21 protein-coding genes are annotated in these 22,283 nt (G+C 35.9%); 13 read left to right on the forward strand and 8 right to left on the reverse strand.

The window, feature by feature from the left end; all coding sequences use genetic code 11:
- Positions 1 to 14 precede the first annotated feature (14 nt).
- Complete coding sequence (locus tag DUT69_RS18155) at positions 15 to 1,028, forward strand: PorP/SprF family type IX secretion system membrane protein (protein WP_113654697.1); 1,014 nt, start codon at positions 15 to 17, stop codon at positions 1,026 to 1,028.
- Between the two features lie 74 nt (positions 1,029 to 1,102).
- Here the strand turns inward: DUT69_RS18155 and rpoN are convergent, their stop codons facing one another.
- On the reverse strand, positions 1,103 to 2,578 hold the full coding sequence (rpoN, locus tag DUT69_RS18160; RefSeq protein WP_113654698.1) for an RNA polymerase factor sigma-54: 1,476 nt from the start codon (positions 2,576 to 2,578) through the stop codon (positions 1,103 to 1,105).
- A gap of 173 nt (positions 2,579 to 2,751) precedes the next feature.
- On the opposite strand from rpoN, the gene mscL reads away from it, so the two are divergent.
- On the forward strand, positions 2,752 to 3,183 hold the full coding sequence (gene mscL, locus DUT69_RS18165; RefSeq protein WP_113654699.1) for a large conductance mechanosensitive channel protein MscL: 432 nt from the start codon (positions 2,752 to 2,754) through the stop codon (positions 3,181 to 3,183).
- Positions 3,184 to 3,222: 39 nt separating this feature from the next.
- Here mscL and DUT69_RS18170 read toward each other — a convergent pair whose 3' ends face one another.
- Both DUT69_RS18170 and DUT69_RS18175 read right to left on the reverse strand, forming a co-directional pair.
- Complete coding sequence (locus DUT69_RS18170; protein WP_113654700.1) at positions 3,223 to 4,098, reverse strand: ChaN family lipoprotein; 876 nt, start codon at positions 4,096 to 4,098, stop codon at positions 3,223 to 3,225.
- 35 nt (positions 4,099 to 4,133) lie between these two features.
- Positions 4,134 to 6,410 carry a S9 family peptidase gene (locus DUT69_RS18175; protein ID WP_113654701.1) on the reverse strand — a complete coding sequence of 759 codons (2,277 nt, stop codon included), beginning with the start codon at positions 6,408 to 6,410 and terminating at the stop codon, positions 4,134 to 4,136.
- 290 nt (positions 6,411 to 6,700) lie between these two features.
- On the opposite strand from DUT69_RS18175, the gene DUT69_RS18180 reads away from it, so the two are divergent.
- The 7 genes from DUT69_RS18180 (at position 6,701) to tsaB (ending at position 11,294) form a co-directional block, all read left to right on the forward strand.
- Positions 6,701 to 7,468 (forward strand): LiaF transmembrane domain-containing protein, encoded by a 768-nt coding sequence (locus DUT69_RS18180; RefSeq protein ID WP_113654702.1) that lies wholly within the window; start codon positions 6,701 to 6,703, stop codon positions 7,466 to 7,468.
- A gap of 26 nt (positions 7,469 to 7,494) precedes the next feature.
- The gene (locus DUT69_RS18185) at positions 7,495 to 8,556 is read left to right on the forward strand and encodes a sensor histidine kinase (protein ID WP_240186761.1); all 1,062 of its coding nucleotides are present in this window, start codon (positions 7,495 to 7,497) and stop codon (positions 8,554 to 8,556) included.
- Entirely contained in the window at positions 8,534 to 9,268 is a 735-nt protein-coding gene (locus DUT69_RS18190) for a LytR/AlgR family response regulator transcription factor (RefSeq protein WP_113654703.1), read from the forward strand. Before DUT69_RS18185 ends, DUT69_RS18190 begins: the two co-directional genes overlap by 23 nt.
- A 407-nt stretch (positions 9,269 to 9,675) precedes the next feature.
- Positions 9,676 to 9,834, forward strand: coding sequence for a 50S ribosomal protein L34 (gene rpmH / locus DUT69_RS18195; protein ID WP_055133745.1), 159 nt, complete (start codon positions 9,676 to 9,678; stop codon positions 9,832 to 9,834).
- A gap of 63 nt (positions 9,835 to 9,897) precedes the next feature.
- Positions 9,898 to 10,293, forward strand: coding sequence for a ribonuclease P protein component (locus DUT69_RS18200; protein ID WP_113654704.1), 396 nt, complete (start codon positions 9,898 to 9,900; stop codon positions 10,291 to 10,293).
- The gene (gene yidD / locus DUT69_RS18205; RefSeq protein WP_113654705.1) at positions 10,280 to 10,510 is read left to right on the forward strand and encodes a membrane protein insertion efficiency factor YidD; all 231 of its coding nucleotides are present in this window, start codon (positions 10,280 to 10,282) and stop codon (positions 10,508 to 10,510) included. Before DUT69_RS18200 ends, yidD begins: the two co-directional genes overlap by 14 nt.
- Before the next feature lie 97 nt (positions 10,511 to 10,607).
- Positions 10,608 to 11,294, forward strand: coding sequence for a tRNA (adenosine(37)-N6)-threonylcarbamoyltransferase complex dimerization subunit type 1 TsaB (gene tsaB, locus DUT69_RS18210; protein WP_113654706.1), 687 nt, complete (start codon positions 10,608 to 10,610; stop codon positions 11,292 to 11,294).
- A 6-nt stretch (positions 11,295 to 11,300) separates the two neighbouring features.
- On the opposite strand, the gene DUT69_RS18215 is transcribed toward tsaB, so the two are convergent.
- Entirely contained in the window at positions 11,301 to 12,707 is a 1,407-nt protein-coding gene (locus DUT69_RS18215; RefSeq protein WP_113654707.1) for a DUF5723 family protein, read from the reverse strand.
- Between the two features lie 13 nt (positions 12,708 to 12,720).
- On the reverse strand, positions 12,721 to 14,292 hold the full coding sequence (locus DUT69_RS18220) for a hypothetical protein (RefSeq protein ID WP_113654708.1): 1,572 nt from the start codon (positions 14,290 to 14,292) through the stop codon (positions 12,721 to 12,723).
- A gap of 87 nt (positions 14,293 to 14,379) precedes the next feature.
- Between DUT69_RS18220 and DUT69_RS18225 the strand changes: the two genes are divergently transcribed.
- Positions 14,380 to 14,766, forward strand: a complete 387-nt coding sequence (locus DUT69_RS18225; protein ID WP_113654709.1) for a DUF423 domain-containing protein — start codon at positions 14,380 to 14,382, stop codon at positions 14,764 to 14,766.
- Positions 14,766 to 17,243, forward strand: coding sequence for a replication restart helicase PriA (priA, locus tag DUT69_RS18230; RefSeq protein ID WP_113654710.1), 2,478 nt, complete (start codon positions 14,766 to 14,768; stop codon positions 17,241 to 17,243). Before DUT69_RS18225 ends, priA begins: the two co-directional genes overlap by 1 nt.
- Here priA and DUT69_RS18235 read toward each other — a convergent pair.
- Entirely contained in the window at positions 17,240 to 17,920 is a 681-nt protein-coding gene (locus tag DUT69_RS18235; RefSeq protein WP_113654711.1) for a hypothetical protein, read from the reverse strand. The two genes, priA and DUT69_RS18235, sit on opposite strands and share 4 nt — an antisense overlap.
- Positions 17,921 to 18,139: 219 nt before the next feature.
- Between DUT69_RS18235 and DUT69_RS18240 the strand changes: the two genes are divergently transcribed.
- The gene (locus tag DUT69_RS18240) at positions 18,140 to 18,796 is read left to right on the forward strand and encodes a protein-L-isoaspartate(D-aspartate) O-methyltransferase (RefSeq protein WP_113654712.1); all 657 of its coding nucleotides are present in this window, start codon (positions 18,140 to 18,142) and stop codon (positions 18,794 to 18,796) included.
- 28 nt (positions 18,797 to 18,824) lie between these two features.
- Here DUT69_RS18240 and smpB read toward each other — a convergent pair whose 3' ends face one another.
- A complete protein-coding gene (smpB, locus tag DUT69_RS18245) occupies positions 18,825 to 19,274 on the reverse strand; it encodes an SsrA-binding protein SmpB (RefSeq protein WP_113654713.1) in 450 nt (149 codons plus the stop codon).
- A 165-nt stretch (positions 19,275 to 19,439) separates the two neighbouring features.
- On the opposite strand from smpB, the gene DUT69_RS18250 reads away from it, so the two are divergent.
- On the forward strand, positions 19,440 to 21,713 hold the full coding sequence (locus tag DUT69_RS18250) for a TonB-dependent receptor (RefSeq protein WP_113654714.1): 2,274 nt from the start codon (positions 19,440 to 19,442) through the stop codon (positions 21,711 to 21,713).
- 40 nt (positions 21,714 to 21,753) lie between these two features.
- Here DUT69_RS18250 and DUT69_RS18255 read toward each other — a convergent pair whose 3' ends face one another.
- Positions 21,754 to 22,158, reverse strand: coding sequence for a transposase (locus DUT69_RS18255; RefSeq protein ID WP_205314303.1), 405 nt, complete (start codon positions 22,156 to 22,158; stop codon positions 21,754 to 21,756).
- Positions 22,159 to 22,283 lie beyond the last annotated feature (125 nt).

The following is a 22,283-nucleotide window of genomic DNA, read 5'->3' on the forward strand; positions in this document are numbered from 1 at the left end:
AAAATTGATAGAGTTTGAAGAAAATAATTTACGCGTTTTTACTAGTTTTTATTACAAACGGAATTGCGACTGCGCAACAACGACCGCAGTATACGCAATACATCTTTAATAACTATTTACTAAACCCAGCGCTTAGTGGTATAGAAAATTATGTAGATTTTAAAGCGGGATACCGTAAGCAGTGGTCGGGTATTAACGATGCTCCAGAAACATCTTTTGCATCTGCACATTGGAATTTAGGCGATGATTATCTGTGGAAGAATCCCTTATCCTTGCCAGAAAAAGGTGATGATCCGATGAGCCAAAACTATATGCAAAATTACACAGCTTCGCCAGCGCATCATGGTATGGGAGCAACTGTGGTAATAGATAAGGCAGGGCCGATTTCTCGTTTAGACGCGAATTTAACCTATGCTTACCATTTGCAACTTAGCGGTACACTTAATTTATCTGTTGGTGCTGCAGCTGGTATTAGTCGAATAGGGTTGGATGTTGGTTCGCTTACTTTCGAAAATCCTAACGATCCTGCATTAAATAATGCAATTACAAGCCAGGTTAAGCCAGATTTAGCGCTTGGTGTTTGGCTTTATGGCGCTCGGTTTTTTGCTGGGGCTTCCGTTCAGCAAATCTTGCCGCAAAAATTATCGTTTACTACAGATCCGATTTATAATATGGGCAAAGACGTTCCTCATGCATTTTTAACGGCTGGATACAAATTCGCACTTGATGAAAGTATTTCCGTGATTCCGTCATTTATGTTAAAGTATGTAGAACCTACACCTTTATCTATAGATGCCAACTTAAAGTTTGCTTTTAAAGATAGGTTTTGGATAGGTGGTAGCTACAGGCACGATGATTCTTTTGCTGGCATGGCCGGAGTAAATATTAGTAGATTGGTTAATCTAACTTATTCTTACGATTTTACCACCTCAGCATTAAGCAATGTGAGCTATGGTAGTCATGAAATTGTACTAGGTTTACAGCTAAATAACGTTTACCAAGTAATGAGCTCAATGAGAATGTGGTAGACAACTAGCCTTAAGTCTGCAATTCTCAATCTCGAATTGACTTACGAAAAAGATTATTTACTGCGAACTAAAATCTAAAGTTCTTTCCTAAGTCTAGCCACTGGAATATTCATCTGCTCTCGGTATTTTGCAACTGTTCTTCTTGCAATATTGTAACCACGCTCTTTTAATATTTCAGTAAGTTTCTCATCTGCAAGCGGTTTGCGTTTATCTTCGTTACCAATACAATCTTCCAGAATTTTTTTAACCTCTTTGTTCGAAACTTCTTCGCCACTTTCGGTTTGTATAGCCTCAGAGAAGAAAGATTTTAATAAAAAAGTACCAAACTCAGTTTGTACGTATTTTGAATTCGCAACCCTGGATACGGTAGAAATATCCATTCCAATTTTATCGGCGATATCCTTTAAAATCATCGGGCGCATTTTACGTTCATCGGCAGTTAAAAAATAATCGTACTGATAATGCATAATAGCATTCATGGTTTTTAACAAAGTTTGCTGTCTTTGCTTAATGGCATCAATAAACCATTTTGCCGAATCTAGTTTCTGTTTTACAAACTGTACCGCTTCTTTAAGCTTTTTGTCTTTTTGAGACGCCTTATCATAATGATCAAACATATCCATATAAGAGCGACTAACTCTTAATTCAGGTGCATTTTTAGAGTTTAGCGTTAAAATAAGTATGCCGTCATTATTGCTGATATGGAAATCGGGGATGATTTGTAGTTGCTTAGTGGTAACTTGGTTCGAATCTCCCGGTTTTGGATTTAAGCGAAGTATTTCAGCTACCACTTCTTTAAGTTCATTACTATCTAAACCTACAGATTTTTCTAATTTATCGTAATGTTTACGCGTAAATTCATCTAAATGATGCTCAACAATCGCAATCGCTTTTTTAATAATAGGATTATTTACGTCCTTTCTTTTAAGCTGTAGCGATAAACACTCTTGTAAATCTCTTGCAGCAATGCCCGGAGGATCAAACCCTTGAATTACCTTTAGCATTTCAAGTACATCTTCTTCCTCAACCATAACATTTTGAGAAAATGCAAGATCATCGATCATGGATGTAATTGGTCTGCGTAAATAACCATCGTCATCTAAGCTTCCAATAATCTGTTTTCCAACAATAAAATCCGTATCCGAGAGTGGGACTAAATCCAACTGTTGTTGTAAACTTTCAAAAAAGGTACTTTCTATTGCTATCGGTGTTTCCTTCTTTTCGTCGTCATCATCTCCATTATTGTAAGATGTGCTGTAGTCGTTCTGACTGTCTTCTTGTAAATAATCCTCTACGTTAAATTCGTCAGATCCGCTTTCTTCAGAAGACTCTTTATTAAAGTCGTCTCTATCCTCATTTAAATCATCGTATTCGCTTTTCGGCTCCTCAGCAGTCATTAAACTAGGGTCTTCAAGCGCCGGATTTTCTTCCAGCTCTTCTTTAATACGTGTGTCTAGTGCAACAGTTGGCACCTGTAACAATTTGATAAACTGTATTTGTTGTGGTGATAACTTCTGTAATAACTTCTGTTGAAGATGTTGTTTTAACATACGTAACGATAGGATTTAGATGCCAAAAATAGTCATTTGCTTTAGAATTAAATAATAATGCAAAAACTATCTGATAGGTTTTGTCAAATTTTATTTAAAATTGCGAATTGTAACAAAGTTTGTTACTTTTAATATAACTAAAATTTAATAAAAATTAAGAATTAAAACTATTTATGGGGTTTGCAAAAGAATTTAAAGAATTTGCTGTAAAAGGCAATGTAATGGATCTCGCTGTTGGGGTAATCATCGGGGGGGCTTTCGGTAAAATTATCGATAGCGTAGTAAAAGATTTGGTAATGCCAGTAGTATCTGCAATTATTGGTCAACCAGATTTTAGTAGTTTATATGTGGTTTTGAAAGGAACAGTTCCTGCAAATTTACCACTAGAAGAAGCTAGAAAAATTCCAGATACATCTATTTTTGCTTACGGTAATTTTATTACTGTTGCTATTAATTTTTTACTTTTAGCGTTTGTAGTTTTCTTGCTAGTTAAAGGTATCAATTCTTTAAAACGTAAAGAGGAGGCTGCTCCATCTGCTCCACCAGCACCTACAAAAGAAGAGGTTTTACTTACAGAAATAAGAGACTTGTTAAAAAACAAATAACAATAAAAAAAGCTCCCCGAATTGCGGGGAGCTTTTTTGTTAGAATGTCTTTTTAACGTTGGGATCTGTAATAATTATATAATCCGCCAGTGGCGCATAGTCCGACCAATTAGGATTTTCGAAATCCTTGGCGGCAAATGCAGAGATATTGGCTATTTTTAGTTTTGGCGCATACACTTTCAATTTGGCTAGCGTCCCTAGGTGTTCATCGCTATGAAAACGGCCGTTTACCTGGAAAATTTTTTGTCCCTTATTAGCCTTAGCGTATTTAGCTATAGACCAAGCCATGGTTGCATCCCAAAAATTTTGAGTTTGATAAACTTTCATAGCACCCATGCTGTGGCCTCCTAAAGTTTCCACAAATTTCTCGTAGTATCTACCAGTTGCGGTATCTATTGGTAAGGGTGCTATAAATTGCTTAGAGCTAAGCGGAAAAGACAGCAAAGCTTCCGTACCACCCTTTGTTACCGCATTACTATATCTAGCAGCACCGTTGCCACCAATTACACTAATCTTGTTTGCTTTTGCAAATTCAATCATTGGTTTATAGTCCTTGTAATTGTTCCAGGCTCTAGCTTCCTTTATAAAATTTTTTTCGCTAATTAGCCCAGCCAAATATTCGTCTATTACAGGTTGCACATCCGTATGGAACATTTCCATCGTTAAAGCAACCTTATTCTGATGTTGCAGTGCCAACTGTTTAAAAATTGCTACCTCCAAATAATGCCCAACAGAATCGTTATGTTCTTCGCCGAAAAATAAAACGTCGATATTTTTAGTGTTTGCAACAATTTCTTCTAAACTGATTGTTTTTTGGTTCTTAATATCATAAATTTTATAGTGCTTGCTTAAGTCTTGCGCATTTGCAGCATAGCTGAAAAATAGGCAAAAGGCCAAAATCAATTTCTTTATCATAATTTCGAATTAGGCTACGAATTTATTGAAAAAAATTAAGGTTTTGGAACCGCTACACTTGTCTTCCAAGTCCATTCCGGCGGATCGACACCAATTAAATGTTTTACAAAAAAGTCTCTTCTTTTACGCTCTCCATAATCGCCACCTAAAGAGTGGCCCATACCAGGAACAAATAGGAAATCGAAATTTTTATTGGCTTTAACTAGCTTGTTTATTACCTGCATGGTAGAAGCGGGGTCTACATTATCATCAAGTTCTCCCAAAATAAGCAACAGCTTTCCTTCAAGTTTGTGGGCGTTGTCTACGTTTGAGGATGCTGCATATTCTGGCCCTATCGGATAACCCATCCATTGTTCGTTCCACCACATTTTATCCATTCTATTGTCGTGGCAACCAGAAGAAGAAACCGCCACTTTGTAAAACTCAGGGTGAAACAACAGTGCGCCTAAAGAGCTTTGTCCGCCCGCAGAGTTGCCAAAAATCCCTACACGCTCAGTATCCATGTAGCTGTATTTTTTTGCAGCTGCTTTTATAAATTCTATCCTGTCGGGAAAACCGCCATCTTTTAAGTTTTTCCAAGCTACATCATGGAAAGCTTTTGATCGGTTTGAAGTGCCCATTCCATCGCATTGCACCACAATAAAGCCAAGTTCGGCCAGTTCGTGTAAAGATCCTCTAGAATCATTTGCGAAATTTTTAGGTACAAAAGAATCATGCGGACCAGCATAGATATATTCTATAACAGGATATTTTTTTGCAGGATCGAAATTACTTGGGCGAATAATCATTCCCCAAATATCCGTCTTCCCATCTCTACCTTTTGCCGTAAAAACCTCAGGCATTTTCCAGCCTGTTTTTAATAATTCATCTGCATTGCCATTTTCTAGCTCTTTTAAAATTTTTCCTGTTTTTGCGTCTCTTAAAAGTGTTTTTTGAGGTGCGTCGATTCTAGAATAAATGTCAATAAACTTAGAGTAATCACTATTAAAAGTTGCTTGGTGATTACCGTTTTCGGTAGTAAGCTTTACCAATCCGCTACCATTAAAGTTTATTTTATAATATTGGATAAAATAGGGGTCGAGGTTTTTTTCCATCCCGCTAGCTTCAAAAATAATAGTTCTGTCTTGTTCATCAACTTTAACCACGTTACGCATCACCCAATCACCTTTGGTAATTTGGTTCTTTACTTTTCCATTTGCATCATATAAATAAAGGTGATTCCAGCCGTCGCGTTCAGATGACCAGATAATTTCTTTTCCGTCGTTAACATCATAGCGGTATTTTTTTCCGCTGTAGCTGAAAAACGTTTTTACTTCTTCGTTAACTAACTCTTTTACGCTTCCATTTGTACCATTTACTTCTACAATGCTATATTTTTGATGTCCGCGTTGGTTGTATTCAAACGTAAATGCTCTACTGTCTTTTCGCCAGTCCAATCTGCTTAAACTATATTGCGATTGAATTTTAGATGCATCAACCGGAACCTGTTTTTTGCTATCAATTAAAAAAAGCGATGGCTGCATCTGTGGCAAGGCGTCTCCGGGTTTTAGGTAATTTCTAGATTGCAGAATTGGCTGTAATTGCGTTGTGGGCGATGATTCAATCAGATAAATTAAATGCGGTTTATTCGGACGAACCTTATTTGTGGCTAGTTTTTTCGCGTCTGGCGACCATGAAACGCTTGAGCTGTAATACTCGCCTTCAGAGCCGTCAAAGCTTAATTGTTGCTCTTTGTTGTCATCGCCAACAATAAAAACATTATAGTTTTTTATAAATGCTGTCCATTTGCCATCTGGCGATTTGGTTCTCCTGTCATTTTGGTCTGCCGGTCTATCGCCCCAATAACCACCATTCGTACGTTGCTGATTCGAATTACTTATTTCTGAAATTTTAGCAGAAGAAACATCATAAGCCCATAATCTATTATCGTAGTTAAATCTAAAATTCGTTCCATCATCATTAAATGTAACGCCATAAATGGGTAGTTTGTAAGCTGTAATTTCTTTTTTCGCAAGTGCAGAAAGAGCTACAGCAAATTGTTGCTGATCAAAAGCCGGACGTTTGGTGAAATTATTGGAGTTAACCAAGGTGTATTCCGTTCCACGTTCGGTTAACATGCTATAGAAAAATTCTTTTTTCCCATCAAGCCATTTGAAACCATTTGGCGAATAATATATTTTATTCTGCATGGAAGCATTAAAAGCTTCCGCTCGCTTGTAATCTTCAATTTTTCCTTGCGCAAAGGCAGTAATATTTAGCTGTAAAAGAGCAACGGCTAATAACGATTTGTAAAATGTTCGGTTTCTTAACATTGTAAATTAACTTTGAATAATAGCTTGCTTAAGGTAGAGGTAAATGTGCTAGAATAATTTCCAAAAATTAACCAATCGTTGCCAAAATTTTAACCTGTGCCATACCATTGGTAACATAAATTGCCTAAAAACTTAACAAAAGCAAGGCGCTAAAAAACTAGGTGAAAATTTATTGGTATTTTTCACCGATAAATTAAGGTTGCTTACCGAAATTTATCAAACGATAGACCCGGTAATGTTGGCTAAACTAAATGTTCGCCATACATTTGAATCAACAAAACAATTAAACAATGGAAAACACAAATCATAAAGGTTTAGCAAACAGTTCGAGCAAGGTTTGGGCAGGAGCTATCATTATCGCAGTAGGAGCATTACTATTATTCAGAAATTTCGGTATTAGCATGCCAAGCTACATTTTTCACTGGAGCAATATTTTAATCCTTATCGGATTATTTATCGGCATCAAACACAATTTCAGAAATGGAGCAGGTATGGTATTAATTATAATTGGAGGGTTTTTTACTTTGCAGGAAGCTTTGGAAGCTTACATTGATTTTGAGAAAATAGGTTGGCCAATTCTAATTATAGTTCTGGGTTTGTTCTTAATTTTTAAACCACGCAATCAATTTAAAAAAGGATGGAAAAATAGGTTTCAGCCAGAAGAAGCACAGTCTTTTCAAGAAACGCCAGATTTTTCCGGAACAAAAAAAAAACGGGATAACGATTTTTTAGATTCTACCAATGTTTTTGGAGGTAGCCATCAAGCGGTATATTCTAAAAATTTTAAAGGTGGAGAAATTACCGCGGTTTTCGGTGGCTGTGATGTTAACCTAACCCAAGCAGATTTTGAAGGAGAAGTTGTATTGGATGTAACTGCCATTTTTGGAGGAGCTAAAATCATTGTTCCCGCTAGTTGGCAGGTAAAGCATGAAGTAACCGCTATCTTCGGAGGCTTGGACGATAAAAGACCGATTATTTTAAATGGTGAAGAAAAAACCAAGGTGTTGGTTGTAAAAGGGATAGCATTGTTTGGTGGGGTAGATATTAGAAGTTATTAGTTCACCGTTTACTAAACCTAAATGTTTTGACAACACCACCATTAACCATCAAACCAATTGCATTAGGGTCGGGCATTGCATTAGCCTGTATAACCCTGGCTTGCGGACTAATTTTATATTTCGAGCTTAATTTTAGCTGGCAAATTGCCCTGGCCGATAGCGTTATTTCTAATGCGTTATTGGCCTTTGGCTGTGTAACCGTTAGCAATATGTTGGGCTATTACCAACCTAAAAACGAGCGTATGCTATTTCTCGTTCTGCTTACCAGCGCATTTACCGTTTTAATTGTTTTTTTAGGTAACTATGGCTTAACTTATCTTTTCGCAAAAGAAAAATCTTACCTCGGCTTTTTAGAATTTTCCCGTTCTTTTAGGGTAATTATTGCATTTTTATGCCTCAATTGGTGCGTATTGGTTAATATATTATGGTATAGGCTAGAGGAACAGGGAGAAACGCAAAAACGCTTATTGTCGGCTCAGAATTTGGCCAAAGAAGCCGAGTTAAATAAACTTAGGCATCAGTTGCAACCACACTTTCTGTTCAATAGTTTAAATTCTGTTTACGCATTAACTATTGTAAATCCCACCGAAGCCGGTACCATGATTACTAAGCTCGCTGCTTTTTTACGCGGTACGCTTAAAAGAGACGATGAAGTTTGGGTAAACGTGGCCGAAGAAATGGAGTACATTCAACTTTATTTAGATATAGAAAAAGTACGTTTTAGCCATCGTTTAAGTATCGATGTAGCAATTGCAGAAGAAACCCTAGACTTGTGTTTACCTGGTACGCTGTTGCAACCAATTGTAGAAAATGCCATTAAATTTGGGCTTTATAACACGCAAACAGCCATTACCATTACCATAAAAGTTAAGTTAGAGCAACAAAATCTGGTTATCTGTGTCGCAAACCCTTACGATCCGGAGATGAAAGCCAGCAAAGGAACAGGTTTTGGTTTATCATCCATAAAACGACGATTATATTTGCTCTTCGGCGATACCAACCTTTTGCAAACAGAAACCCAGAACCAAAATTTGTATATTACTACCCTTAAAATACCTCAAAAAAATGATAAGAACGATACTAATTGATGATGAAGCTTTAGCTAGGGATGTGGTTAAACATTATCTGAAATCGTATCCGGATATAGAAATTGTAGCCGAATGCAGCGACGGATTTGAAGGTTTAAAAGCAATTAACCAACACCAGCCAGATTTTATTTTCTTAGACATACAAATGCCTAAAATTAGTGGTTTTGAAATGCTAGAGTTGGTAGAGAAACATCCTGCGGTTATTTTTACAACCGCTTTCGACGAATATGCTATTAAGGCCTTCGAAGTAAATGCGGTAGATTATTTGCTTAAACCAATAGAGAAATCGCGTTTCGATCAAGCAATGCAGAAGCTGCCGTCAAAATTGGCTAAGGAAGAAAATAGCAATGAACTTTTAGAATCTGCTTCGCTTTCGCCAGCACAGAACAGTCGTATAGTTGTTAAAAATGCAGGAGTGATTAAGATTATTCCTGTCGCCGAACTAAATTACCTAGAAGCTGATGATGATTATGTTAAGCTAAATACCACCGAAGGTAACTTTCATAAAAACAAAACCATGAGCTTTTTCGAGCAAACGCTAGATCCTGCACAGTTTATTCGTATCCACAGATCGTATATTATCAATTTGGCGCAGGTAACTAAAATTGAGCTCAAAGAGAAAGAAAGCTATATTGTTTTGTTAAAAACAGGAATTTGGCTACCAGTAAGTAAAACGGGTTACGTAAAACTTAAAGCAGCTTTGGGCATGTAATTTTTTTTGAAAAGCAAATTTCTCCCAAGATTTAAGTCAGTCCCGCTTTACGCTACAATCTTTTTGCCATGGGCAGTGATACGAGGGTTGTTTGTGCTTCAAAAAGTATTTCCGCTGCAATCGGGTTTAGCTACGTGGTTTTGTGCACAACACTAGCATTTTTAAACCCGATAGGAGTGAGCATGTAGTCTCGACCTTTAGGTTGGGACGAAATAAAACGGATAGCGGGGCAGAACCTGAGCCAAGTATTTACTACATTTGCTTTTCAAAAAAATAGTGGCAACAACCAAAACGTATCCGCAATTAAATTTCTAAAAATAAAAAGATAACACTCTTGCATTTTTAGAAAAATCGCATTATATTTGCACCTCTTATTTAAAAAACTCTAGTTAAGATATTATACAGTTATGAAAAGAACATTCCAACCTTCGCAAAGAAAGAGAAGAAACAAGCATGGCTTCCGCGAAAGAATGGCTACAGCAAACGGTAGAAGAGTATTAGCTTCTCGCCGTGCAAAAGGAAGAAAAAGATTATCAGTTTCTGACGAGCGTCGTCATAAAGCATAATTTTTGATTGCCACCTGTTTTTGGGTGTAAGCAGTCTAATCTGCAGTATTGCAATCAAAAAACATGAACAAATTTTATAAAGAAGAACGGTTATGTAGCAAAAAGTCTTTAGACTTGCTATTTAAAAACGGTTCTTCTTTTTTGTTATATCCCTTTCGGGTAACTTACTCTTTTGTTGCCGAATCCCATAACTATCCGGCTCAGGTTGTTATAAACGTTGCTAAAAAGCGTTACAAACACGCCGTAGATCGTAATCTAATTAAACGCCGAACTCGCGAAGCCTACCGTTTGCAAAAGCAAACACTACTCTATAGTTTTTTAGCAGACAAACCAGAATTATTGCTGTTATCTTTGCAATATGTAGGTAAGCAAAAATATGAATATGCTTTTTTTGAGAAAAAATTAGCACAAGCGTTAAAAAAACTACAAACCTTAATTAATCCTGATGAAAATAATTAAGCTACTTTTTTCTTGGTTGTTTTTGGGTATAATTAGGCTCTACCAAATACTTTTATCGCCTTTGTTGGGCGCAAGTTGCCGATATACACCAACTTGTTCTGCTTATGGCATTGAGGCAATAAAAAAACACGGTCCGTTTTATGGTGGTTGGTTAACGCTAAAAAGGATTGCCAGTTGTCATCCTTGGGGTAAGCATGGCCACGATCCGGTTCCTTAAATGAGTTTAAAGTGATAAGCTGAAAGTATAAAGTTTAAAGATTCAGCTGGAAATCGGAATTTAACTTAACTTTACAAGCTACAATATTAATCGTCTAATGTCAACAATCCTCCAAATCGAAACCGCTACGCCGGTTTGTTCTGTTGCAGTTTCTGTAAATGGAATAACTGTTGCTTTGGTTGAAGAAACTGCGCAAAACATTCATGCTTCTAAGCTTACTTTATTTATAGATGAAGCCATGAAAAAGGCTGGTATTACTTACAAACAGTTGGATGCTATAGCGGTAAGTAAAGGGCCGGGTTCGTATACCGGTTTACGTATAGGTGTTTCTACTGCGAAAGGCTTATGTTTTGCCTTAGATAAACCTCTTATTGCTATTGGAACATTAAAAATGATGGCAAATGGTTTTGTAACAGCGCACCCGAATTATGGTGGTTTAATTTGCCCAATGATCGACGCTCGTAGAATGGAAGTTTTTACAAGTGTTTACGACAATAAATTAAAGGAGATAGAAATTGTAAATGCCAAAATTGTGGATGAAAAGAGCTTTATCTTTGAGCAAGATGCGCATTATGTAACATTTATTGGCGATGGCGCCGAAAAATGCAAGGCGGTGCTAACACATCCAAATGCTCATTTTAATAGTGTTAATTATAATTCTGCAACGCACATGAGTTCGTTGGCCCAAGAGGCTTTTGATGCCGGTAATTATGAAGACGTGGCTTATTTTGAACCTTTTTATTTGAAGGATTTCGTATTTACAACGCCGAAGAAAAAAGCTTAGCAGTTTTTAGAAAAACTCGTAAATACTTCTGAAAAAACCTTTGTGGGTTTTCTCTCCGCCAACGCCTGGCATGGTACTTAAATTCATCGGATGGTTTACGGTTCTTCCAAACTTAATTCCCAGTCCCATGTAAAATGAGCCACCGTTATAGCCTGTGCCCACCGGACCATCTGCATTGTTAATGGTTCGGCCCAGATCTACGGATTTGTTAATATTATCGCTACCTAAAAAGAATTCGAAATTTGGTGTTTTGTACATGGCTTGTACGCCGACCATGAAAATTTGATTTAGGTTATATGCTGGCGTAATACTTGCAGAAAAACTATTGTGGCTGAAAGTATTTACAAAGGCAACATCGCCACCTGGGTAAAACAGGTTTTTGGAAACGATTAACGCTGGCTTGTAAAAGTTAAAGTTTTTTGAAACCATAAAATCTGCCTTTGCATTGGTAAAGGTGTGAAAACGGCTTTCTACGTCTATCTCATTAGCGATATCGGTTATTTCTTCCTTGATCTGGCTATTTGGCTTAGTAGATACATCATAAATGCTCTTTAAGGTATTAATTTGTGCAATATGAGAACGCTTACTCCAACGAATAAAACCTAAATCTTTAACGTTTGCCATTAAAAAGAAACCCGAACGAGATTGGTAGGTAGTTCCTAAACTTATAGCGGCGCCTGGGTTTCTGAAATTTGGAATAAATGTATTTCTATCAATTTCATCTTTTCTTATAAAGCTAGCTTCGTACCTGCCATTTAAACCTATGTCTAAACGGTCGTTAAACGGATCTGCATAAATGTAAGAGTCGTCTATTTTTAAACTGTTATAAGCTATACCGCTCAACAAACTTAATTTCACCCCAAAAGCTAAACGTTTATCCCAATTTTCCCTTATGCTCACACTAAACTGGTGGTAAGACTGTTGGTAGCCATCGTTATTAAAAACATCGTTATAAGGAACTTGAGCAAAACGGCGGTAAGAATCGAGAATGGCTAGGGTTTCATTGGTGTAATCTATATTTGCATCAGAGCGAACTTGCCAAGCAAAACCAATTTCCTGATTGTATTTGTACGAACTAAATATTCTGAACGTTGCCAGGTATACATTTGTATTTTGGTAAAGAGTATTCATAGCACCAGAGCCAATAGGAAGATTGGTGGTGTTAATAATTCCGTCGGTAGTTAGTCTGCGTATTACTTCTGTCGCACTACCGCGGTTAGCGGCGTTAATACCAAAGTTTGGCAATAAAAAATTACTGGCATATTTGCCAGAACTGTCTAAAGTAAAAGCTTTTATTGCCGGATTTTCGAACGAATCGAACAATGATCTGGTGCCAAATTGAGCGTACTGCTGTGCGGATAATAATTTAGATACCAGTACTATACAAGCAAATAAAAGTAGCTTTTTCTTCATGTCTTTTTAACTATCAATTTGTTTTTAAAGTATCTGGAACTAAAATTTTTTCTTCTTTTTTAAAGAGGAGAAGATTGGTAAGGAATTTGCCATTGTCGGCAGCTAATTGATAACTAAAAGCGTTATAATCTTTAAAACCTTTACTGCTTTGATATTGCTTAAAGTAAGGTGCCTTTAAATTTCTGCCAAAAATATCGTTGCTGTTTTTTCTGTTAATGTAAAACAGAATAGTAGAAGAGCTCAAAATCTGATCGTTAAAACTGATAAAATTTTCGTCTTGGCTTAACAATTTGTTGTTTCTGTAGCTATTTAAGAAAACCTGTAAATTACTTGCATTGTTGGCCATTATCAGGTAGTTGTCTATAATGATAAAATATGGCTTCTCAAATTTTTTAAACGGTTGTCCAAAAAAAGAATAGGGTATACCATCTTCCCTAAAAATACGAATATCCAAGTCGTACTCTTCGCTTACATCTAAAAAAGACTGGCTTACTTTTTCGCCATTGCTTAACGCTATCGCACCAAATTTCTCTCCACTGGCTAATTCAAACGTTAGGAGTTGATTTTTAAAATATGTACTGAAAATTTGATTAAGATCTAGTCTATGTTTCTGATCGATACGTTTAATATTCTCCTCAATTTTGCTAAACTCCTTAGTTGAAGTAAAAAGAATGTTAAGATTGTTTTTCCATCTTTTGTAATCGGCTATGCCATAAGCAGTAAAATTAGCTGTTTTTTCTGGAAGGATATTTTGTATGGTTAATTTTTGCTCGGCTTCATCAACAAAAAGCTTATGATAGCTGTTTTGCGCATTAATTTCGGTGCTGCCACTAAATAAAAGTTTGTCTTTGCTAAAGCTGTACGTAAACGTTGCAAAGGCATCTTGTTTATCTAGCACGCTCAATTCTCCGGTTAGGTTAGTAGTTAAAATGTTTTTAAGCACTTGAGGTAAAAGATTAAAATTTACAAAAAGGCTAGCTAACGTATTCTTATTGTAACGACTGTTGTTTTTTACGTAGTTGGTAAAAGGTGTTATATTTTCTGAATTATTTTTTAAAGTTTGATTAATCGCATCAGCTGTGCTACCTAAAACTACTAAAGACTTTTGTATAGATAAGAAGCAAGTTGCACTATCGGCAAAAGTAAGTTGATAAAGGTCGTTAGCTTTATCTACCTTAAGTTTTCTTTTTAAACCGTTGATAACCTGATTTACGTCTACAGCGGATTTTAATTGCGATGTAATTATAAAATCAATCGTATTCTTTTCTCCTGGAAGAAACCCTATATAAACTTTTTGACCGCTGAAAGCATTATTTACATTCGCATCGTTAACTAAGCTGTTTAATGCTTTAAGTTGCTTAGATTTTTCTTCGCCCAAAATATCTGCAAAAATCTCTTGCCCACTTAAAATATCATAAAAACTTTTTTCATTATCGAAGCTAAATACTAATGCAGAGCTACTTGCAACTGCATTTAACGATGAATCGTTAGCGCTAGTTTCGGTATGCAGATTAGAAAAGTACAGATAGGCCATTCCAACCATTCCGACCAATAAAAACACCAGTGTAATGTAAATTCGTTTCATGTGCTGTTACAAATTTAATTTAATTTTGGTATTACAGAGATTATAAGGGCATTTTCTTAATTTAGCGATTGTAAAAGCCGATTTCTCATGAACAAACGTATTATTCTCACTGCTTCTTTTTTTGGTGCCCTTGCAGTAGTTTTGGGTGCATTTGGTGCCCATAGTTTAAAGAATTTAGTAGATGCTTATGCCTTAGATATTTGGCACAAAGGCGTAGAATACCAATTTTATCACGTTTTCGCTTTGTTGTATTTATCAACTTTTGCCAGATATAAGAACAAGCTAATAGGATTTTCATTTCTGTTTTTCACCCTTGGTATATTACTTTTTTCTGGTTCATTATATATTTTAGCGCTGAAAGACATCTTGAATATCACTAATACGAAAATAATTGGCCCAATTACTCCAATAGGAGGATTGTTCTTTATTTTAGGATGGATAAGTTTATTTTTAGCCGCTGTTAAGGATAAATAATGCAGTTTGCAAACACCATAGATTTTGCCGAACGCGAAACTTTTTTCGTAGAAGTTGTGCTACCGCTGTCGCTAGCTATAAATTACACTTATAGGGTTCCATTTGAGTTAAACGACAGAATTGCTATAGGCAAGCGTGTGGTTGTGCAGTTTGGTAAGCACAAAATTTATACTGCGCTGGTAAAAAGTATCGGCAAGCAACCGGCGGAGCTTTACGAAGCAAAATATATTATAGACGTTGTCGATGATTTTCCCGTAATTACCGAAAAGCAGTTTCAGTTTTGGGATTGGATAACCTCTTACTATCTAGCAAATGAAGGCGATGTAATGGCTGCCGCATTGCCAACTGGATTAAAGTTAGCCAGTGAAACCATTTTGGTACTACGTGATGAATTGCCGACCGAACTTGTACTAACCGAGAAAGAAAGTTTAATTGTTGACGTATTGCACAAACAACAACGTATAAGCATCGATAATGTAATAGAACTTTTAGGTCAAAAAACAGTCTATCCGATTGTTAATTCGTTAATTGCAAAAGAAGTAATTTATATTGCAGAAGAGGTTATCGAGAAATACAAACCTTTATTAAAAACTTTCTTAAAATTAAATTCATTTTATAGAGATGAAGAAAATTTAAAGGAGCTATTTTCGGTTTTAGAGCGAGCGCCAAAGCAGTTAGATGCGCTATTGGCTTATTTAAAACTTTCTAAAAATGATGTTTTTGTTGCTAAACAGCAAATTTTAGAAGATAGTGGATGTGGGCAAGGAGCTATAAAGTCTTTAATAGATAAATCAATATTTGAGCAAGAAAAAAGACAGGTAAGCAGGCTAGGCCATGCCGATGATGAGTTTGAAATTAATTTTGAACTTAGCAAAGCTCAGCAAACAGCCTTTGACGAAGTAGACCTTCAATTTAAAGAAAAAGATGTGGTGCTTTTGCATGGAGTAACCGCTTCTGGTAAAACGCAACTTTACATTAAATTAATAGAAAAAGCTATTGAAGATGGTGGCCAGGTTTTATTTCTCTTGCCCGAGATTGCATTAACCACCCAGATTGTTCACAGAATTAAACGTTATTTTGGAGAGAAAATTGGGGTTTACCATTCAAAATTTAATGATAACGAACGTGTAGAAATCTGGAATCGTGTTTTAAACGAAACGTACCAGGTTGTTTTGGGCGCTCGTTCAGCAGTTTTTTTGCCTTTTGCTAATCTTAAGCTAATCGTGGTAGATGAAGAACATGAGTCATCGTACAAACAACACGATCCAGCTCCACGCTACCAAGCTAGAGATGCTTCTATAGTTTTAGCACATTTGCATCAAGCAAAAGTGGTTTTAGGCTCCGCAACACCATCACTAGAAAGCTATTATAACGCCAAAACCAATAAATACGGATTAGTTGAGCTTAACGAACGTTTCGGCGGTGTAGAATTGCCTTTGCAAGAGGTGGTAAGCATAGCTGAAGAAACTAAGCGTAAAAAAATGTCGTCGTATTTTACAAGTGTTTTATTAGATGATATGACAACAGCGCTTGAGAATAATGAGCAGATCATTCTATTTCAAAATAGGCGAGGATATGCTACTATTCTTATTTGCGCCACCTGTGGTTACGCACCAAAATGCGTTAATTGTGATGTTAGTTTAACTTTTCATAAAACAAGTGGTAAACTTCATTGCCATTATTGCGGCTACCACCAAAGTAGTTTAAATATTTGTCCGGCATGCGGATCTGTGCATATAGAACAAAAAGGTTTTGGTACCGAAAGAATCGAAGAAGAGTTAAGTTTACTTTTTCCAGAAGTTAGCATTGCCCGATTGGATTTGGACAGTACACGTACCAAAAATGGTATGCAACAAATCATTGCTGATTTTCAGGACAAGAAAAATCAGATTCTTATTGGCACTCAGATGGTTGCCAAAGGTTTAGATTTTGATAATGTTAGCCTTATTGGTGTAATTAATGCTGATACTTTGTTAAACTATCCCGATTTTAGGGCTTTTGAACGTAGTTATCAATTGCTTTCGCAGGTAGCTGGAAGAGCAGGTAGGCGTGACAAACAAGGAAAGGTTTGTATTCAGGCTTATGATGATAATCATCGCATTATAAAACAAGTAATCGCCAGCGACTACCATCAAATGTATTTGGATGAAATGGCCGAACGCAAGCAGTTTAACTATCCGCCTTTTAGCAGGTTAATCTTTGTAAACGTAAAACATAAAGACGCTAATGTACTTAACGTAGCATCTTTATATTTGGCCAATGCGCTAAAGTCGCAATTAGGTGCAAGGGTTTTAGGCCCTGAGCAACCTTTGGTAGCAAGGATAAGAAACTATTACATCAAGCAAATTATTATTAAGATCGAAAAAAATGCGGCTATACAAAAAGTAAAAATGGTGCTCAAAGACACCATTAAAGACTTTAATTCGCAAAAAGATTTTAAAAGCGTTATTACGCAAATAGATGTAGACCCTAATTAATCTTTACTAACCAAATGTATTTGAATACCAACAGAAACTGGGTTTAATAGAAACTCCCATTTGTTGTATTTAGCAAAAGTTCTGGTGTTTGCAGGATCATGCTGAATAGTTTCCTGACGCTCATAAGAGTAAAAGAAATCCATACTGGTTTCAGCAAAAATAGAAACTTGTTTAACAGGATTAAATTTTAAACCGATTAAAGGAGCAATTACAAAACCATTTTTATCCGTATCCAAAGTATATGGCGTTCTAACGGTTAGTGGATTTGCATTTTGGATTTCGCCAGTAAAATTATTAGATCTAAATCCCAAATCTGCTCCAAAATATGGTTGTACGCGAGCGTAGTTTATATTTTTTTCAAAGCCAATTTTAAAGCTGTAATCGGTTACTTTTCCGTTTGCAGTTTCGCAAGTTTCACATTGGTTGGCAAAAGAAATATCTTTTCGAAGATAATTTCCGCTTATGCGGTAACTAAGTTGGTTGTCGTTAAATTTAATTAACAAGCCGTTTGCGTACGCATCAATATAATCGTTAGCATTTGTTTGATTTAAAATTTTAGGCAACTGTAAACTGCTATAGCCTCTTAAACCAATAGAATAATTGTAATTTCCATCCATTTGTGCAAAGGCAACAGTAGTTAGAAATAAACCAAAAATACTAAGTAATAATTTTTTCATAGGTGTGTTTATTACAATGAGTTCCAAAAGTATAAAATATTTGTATAACCAAAGCAAATTCTTAAACTAACACAACAACCGTAACTATGTAGAAAAAAAATATCAATACAATGTTGATAATTTCTTTAAAGTTGATTTCGTGTCGTTTAGGTTAGTTTAAATTTGAAGGCGATAAATGTAGTCTCTTTATTAAGCTTAAAAAGCTATTTTTGAAACGAAATGGCATATAAGTTTATAGATAATTATCGCGAAAAAGGAGCAAGAAAGAAACTAGTAGCTTTACTTAGAGAGAGGGGGATTTCAGATGAAAGGGTTTTAGGAGCAATTGGCAAAGTTCCCCGTCATTTTTTCTTTGATGAGACTTTTTGGAACCAAGCTTACAAAGACATCGCTTTTCCTATCGGCGATGGACAAACCATTTCGCAACCTTACACAGTAGCCTACCAAACCGAATTATTGCATATACAAAAAGGCGATAAAGTTTTAGAAATTGGTACTGGTTCTGGTTATCAAACTTGCATTTTAATGGAATTGGGAGCCAAGGTTTTTACCATAGAAAGGCAACCTAACATTTTTGCGCATACCATTAAAGTTCTGCCAGGGATGGGTTACAAAGCACATTTCTTTTTGGGCGATGGCTCTAAAGGTATTGAAGAACATGCGCCTTATGCCAAAATTATTGTTACCGCTGGTGCACCTTTCGTACCCGAAATTCTTTTAAAGCAACTAAAAATCGGTGGTATTTTGGTAATCCCTGTTGGTGATGAAAAATCACAGAAAATGATTACCGTTATCCGCGTTAGCGAGAACGATTTTGATAGAATAGAACTCGATACATTTAGGTTTGTTCCTTTAGTAGGCGATCAGGCTTGGTAAGCTAAGCCCGCTTTAGGAGGTTGGGGGTCTAAATCTTCATTGCTCTGTCCATCTCACGCTTGCCTTCTTTTTCCTTAATGCTATCGCGTTTGTCGAACTCTTTTTTACCCTGCGCTAATGCAATTTCTATTTTAGCGTAACCACGTTCATTTGTGAAAATTCTGAGCGGAACGATAGTGTATCCTTTTTCTTCTCCTTTTACCTTAAGTTTTTTTAACTCTCTTTTCTGTAAAAGCAGAGCTCTATCTCTCTTAATATCGTGAAAACGAAAAGAGCTATGGCTGTACTCTGAAATATGTAAATTTCTTACATAAAGATTGCCACCAATAAACATGCAAAAGGCATCGGTCATATTTGCCTTACCTTGTCTTATAGATTTAATTTCTGTACCTAATAACGCCAAACCGGCTACATAGGTATCTAATATATGATAGTCGAAGTATGCTCTCTTATTCTTTATCTGGATTTCGTTTCCCATAGCATGCAAATATCAACATTTCTTAATTAATCCTTAGCTATAATCAAAAAAACAGATTTTATTATTTCTCAAAAACTGAAGTTTATAAATCAACGTAAATAATCTATCTAAATATTTTTTTAGATGAATCTAAATTTATAGTTTTGCTTAACTAATTTTATTTTAATGCGTGTTCTAATTCTATTGTCGTTCGTTTTATTTTCTGGTTACCTTAATGCACAAGAAATTGTAATAAATGGTGTTGTAAAAAGCAAAGCTGATGTTTTGCCAAATGCTTCCGTACAAAATTCCGATACCAAAGCCACCACTGTAAGCGATAGTTTAGGCAGGTTTAGTTTTAAGATCAATAACCAAAAATCACTTAGTTTAAAGGTAAGTGCTGTAGGTTATCGCACTTTTGTGCAAAAAATAACTTTAAATAAAGATTCTGTTTTTCAGATAATTACCTTGGAAGATTTAGATGAAAAATTGAACGAGGTTGTAATTACAGGGACACAGAAAGAGGTTAATAGGTTAGAAAGCCCAGTTCCGGTAGAGATTTATACGGCCAAGTTTTTTCAGAAAAATCCGACACCAAGCATTTTTGATGCTTTGCAAAATATAAATGGCGTTCGTCCTCAGCTCAATTGCAACATCTGCAATACAGGTGATATTCATATTAACGGTTTAGAAGGTCCGTACACAATGGTGATGATAGACGGAATGCCGATAGTGAGTAGTCTTTCTACCGTTTATGGTTTGTCTGGCATACCAAATGCCTTGGTCGAAAGAATCGAGATTGTTAAAGGTCCCGCATCATCATTATATGGTAGCGAAGCGGTAGGAGGATTGATAAACATTATAACCAAAGATGTAAGCAAAGCTTCTCGCCTAAGTGCTGATTTTATGACTACGAGTTATTTGGAACATAATTTAGATTTAGGATTTAAGACTAAAATCCATCCCAATGTTAATGTGTTAACCGGCATAAATTATTTTAAATACGGCAACAAAGTTGATGACAATAAAGATGGCTTTACCGATGTTACTTTGCAAGATCGGATTTCGGTATTTCAGAAATGGAATTTTAACAGAAAGCAAAATCGAGTAGCTTCTTTAGCCGGAAGGTTTTTGTACGAAGATAGGTGGGGAGGCGAGATGAACTGGAGTAAACAATACCGAGGTGGGGACGAAGTTTATGGCGAAAGCATTTACACAAAGCGTTTTGAGCTGTTAGGTAATTATCAATTACCTGTTAAAGAGAAAATGTTCTTTTCATTCTCGTTAACCAATCATAATCAGGACAGCAGATATGGAACAACTTCTTACATCGCTCAGCAAAACATTGCTTTTTCTCAGTTAACCTGGGATAAAAAAATCAATAACCACGATTTACTTTTTGGTACTGCTTTTCGTTATACTTTTTACGACGATAATACTCCAGCTACGCTCGGTTTAAACGGCAGAAACAATCCTGAAAATACTTTTTTGCCTGGTTTATTTGTGCAAGATGAGATTAAAATTGCCGACAAGCAATCATTGTTGCTGGGGTTGCGATATGACTATAATTCTAATCACGGTAGTATTTTTACACCTCGTTTTGCTTACAAAGTTAATTTTGACGAGAATACAATTATAAGACTAAATGCAGGAACGGGTTTTAGGGTGGTGAACGTGTTTACCGAAGACCACGCCGCTTTAACCGGAGCCCGAGAGGTTTTTATAGCAAACAACCTAAAGCCAGAGAAAACATATAACGTAAATTTAAATTTTCTGAAAAAGATTTACGATACGCATTCAAACTCTCTTACAGTAGATTTATCGGCTTTCTATACGCATTTTAATAACCGAATTGTAGCAGATTACGAAAGTAACATCAACCAAATTAGGTACGAGAACTTAAATGGCTATGCAGTTAGCAAAGGTTTGACTGCTAATTTAGATCTGGTGTTGAATTTCGGTTTAAAATTAAATGCAGGCGTTACACTACAAGACGTAGGTTTAATTGAAGATGGATTAAAGACGCAACAAATTCTAACGGAAAAATGGATGGGAACTTGGTCGGTTTCTTATCTTATAAACGCTTTAAATTTGGGCATCGATTATACAGGCAACATCTACGGGTCGATGCGTTTGCCTTTGTTGGGAGATTTAGATCCGCGACAACCAACTTCTCCGATTTGGAGCTTGCAGAATATTCAATTTGTATATAGGGGATTTAAAAATTTGGAAGTATACGGTGGCGTTAAAAACCTACTCAATTTTAAGCCAACCAAAAATAATCCGTTTATCATCGCCCGTTCTAACGATCCATTTGATAAAGAAGTAGCATTTGATGCTGGAGGAAATCCACTTGCTACTCCAAATAATCCATATGGTTTAACATTTGATCCGAGTTATGTGTATGCACCAAACCAAGGTATTAGAGGTTTTTTCGGCATAAGATATAATTTAAGGTAAATATAATTAGGTTTACAAATCCTGCGATAGGGCTTCCAGATTACAAATTATCGAAAAAGTCTTCACTATAAATTTCTTCTCCATGATAACCCTCCTCCCAAAACCATATTCTCCCTTCAAAGTTTAAGGCTTTTAGTAACCAATTTTTTCTACTTTCTCGGTGATTTTCTTCTATAGCTTTAAAGATGGCTTTTGAAGTGAACTTTTTAAAATCTCTAATTATATCACTCAAATTATCATTTTTTGCACTTACTATAAAGTGGCAATGGTTACTCATAATAACCCAGGCATATATTTCTAATCCTTTTTCTTTCTGACAATGAGTTAGACTATCTAATAAAATTTCAATATAAATTGGTCGGGTAAAAACATCTACCCATTGATGAACAGTAAACGTTACAAAGTGTACTGCGCCTTGATCTTTAATATGGTAAGCAAAACCCATATTTAAATTTATTTAATTAGGATTACAAATCCTACGATAGCGCTTGCAAATCTGGAAGAGTATAAGATTTTTTGGTTTAAGGTATAATTTTAAGGTAATGAGGAATTAGGATTACAAATCCTACG

Source organism: Pedobacter namyangjuensis (genome assembly GCF_003313325.1).
GTDB classification, from domain to species: Bacteria; Bacteroidota; Bacteroidia; order Sphingobacteriales; family Sphingobacteriaceae; genus Pedobacter; species Pedobacter namyangjuensis.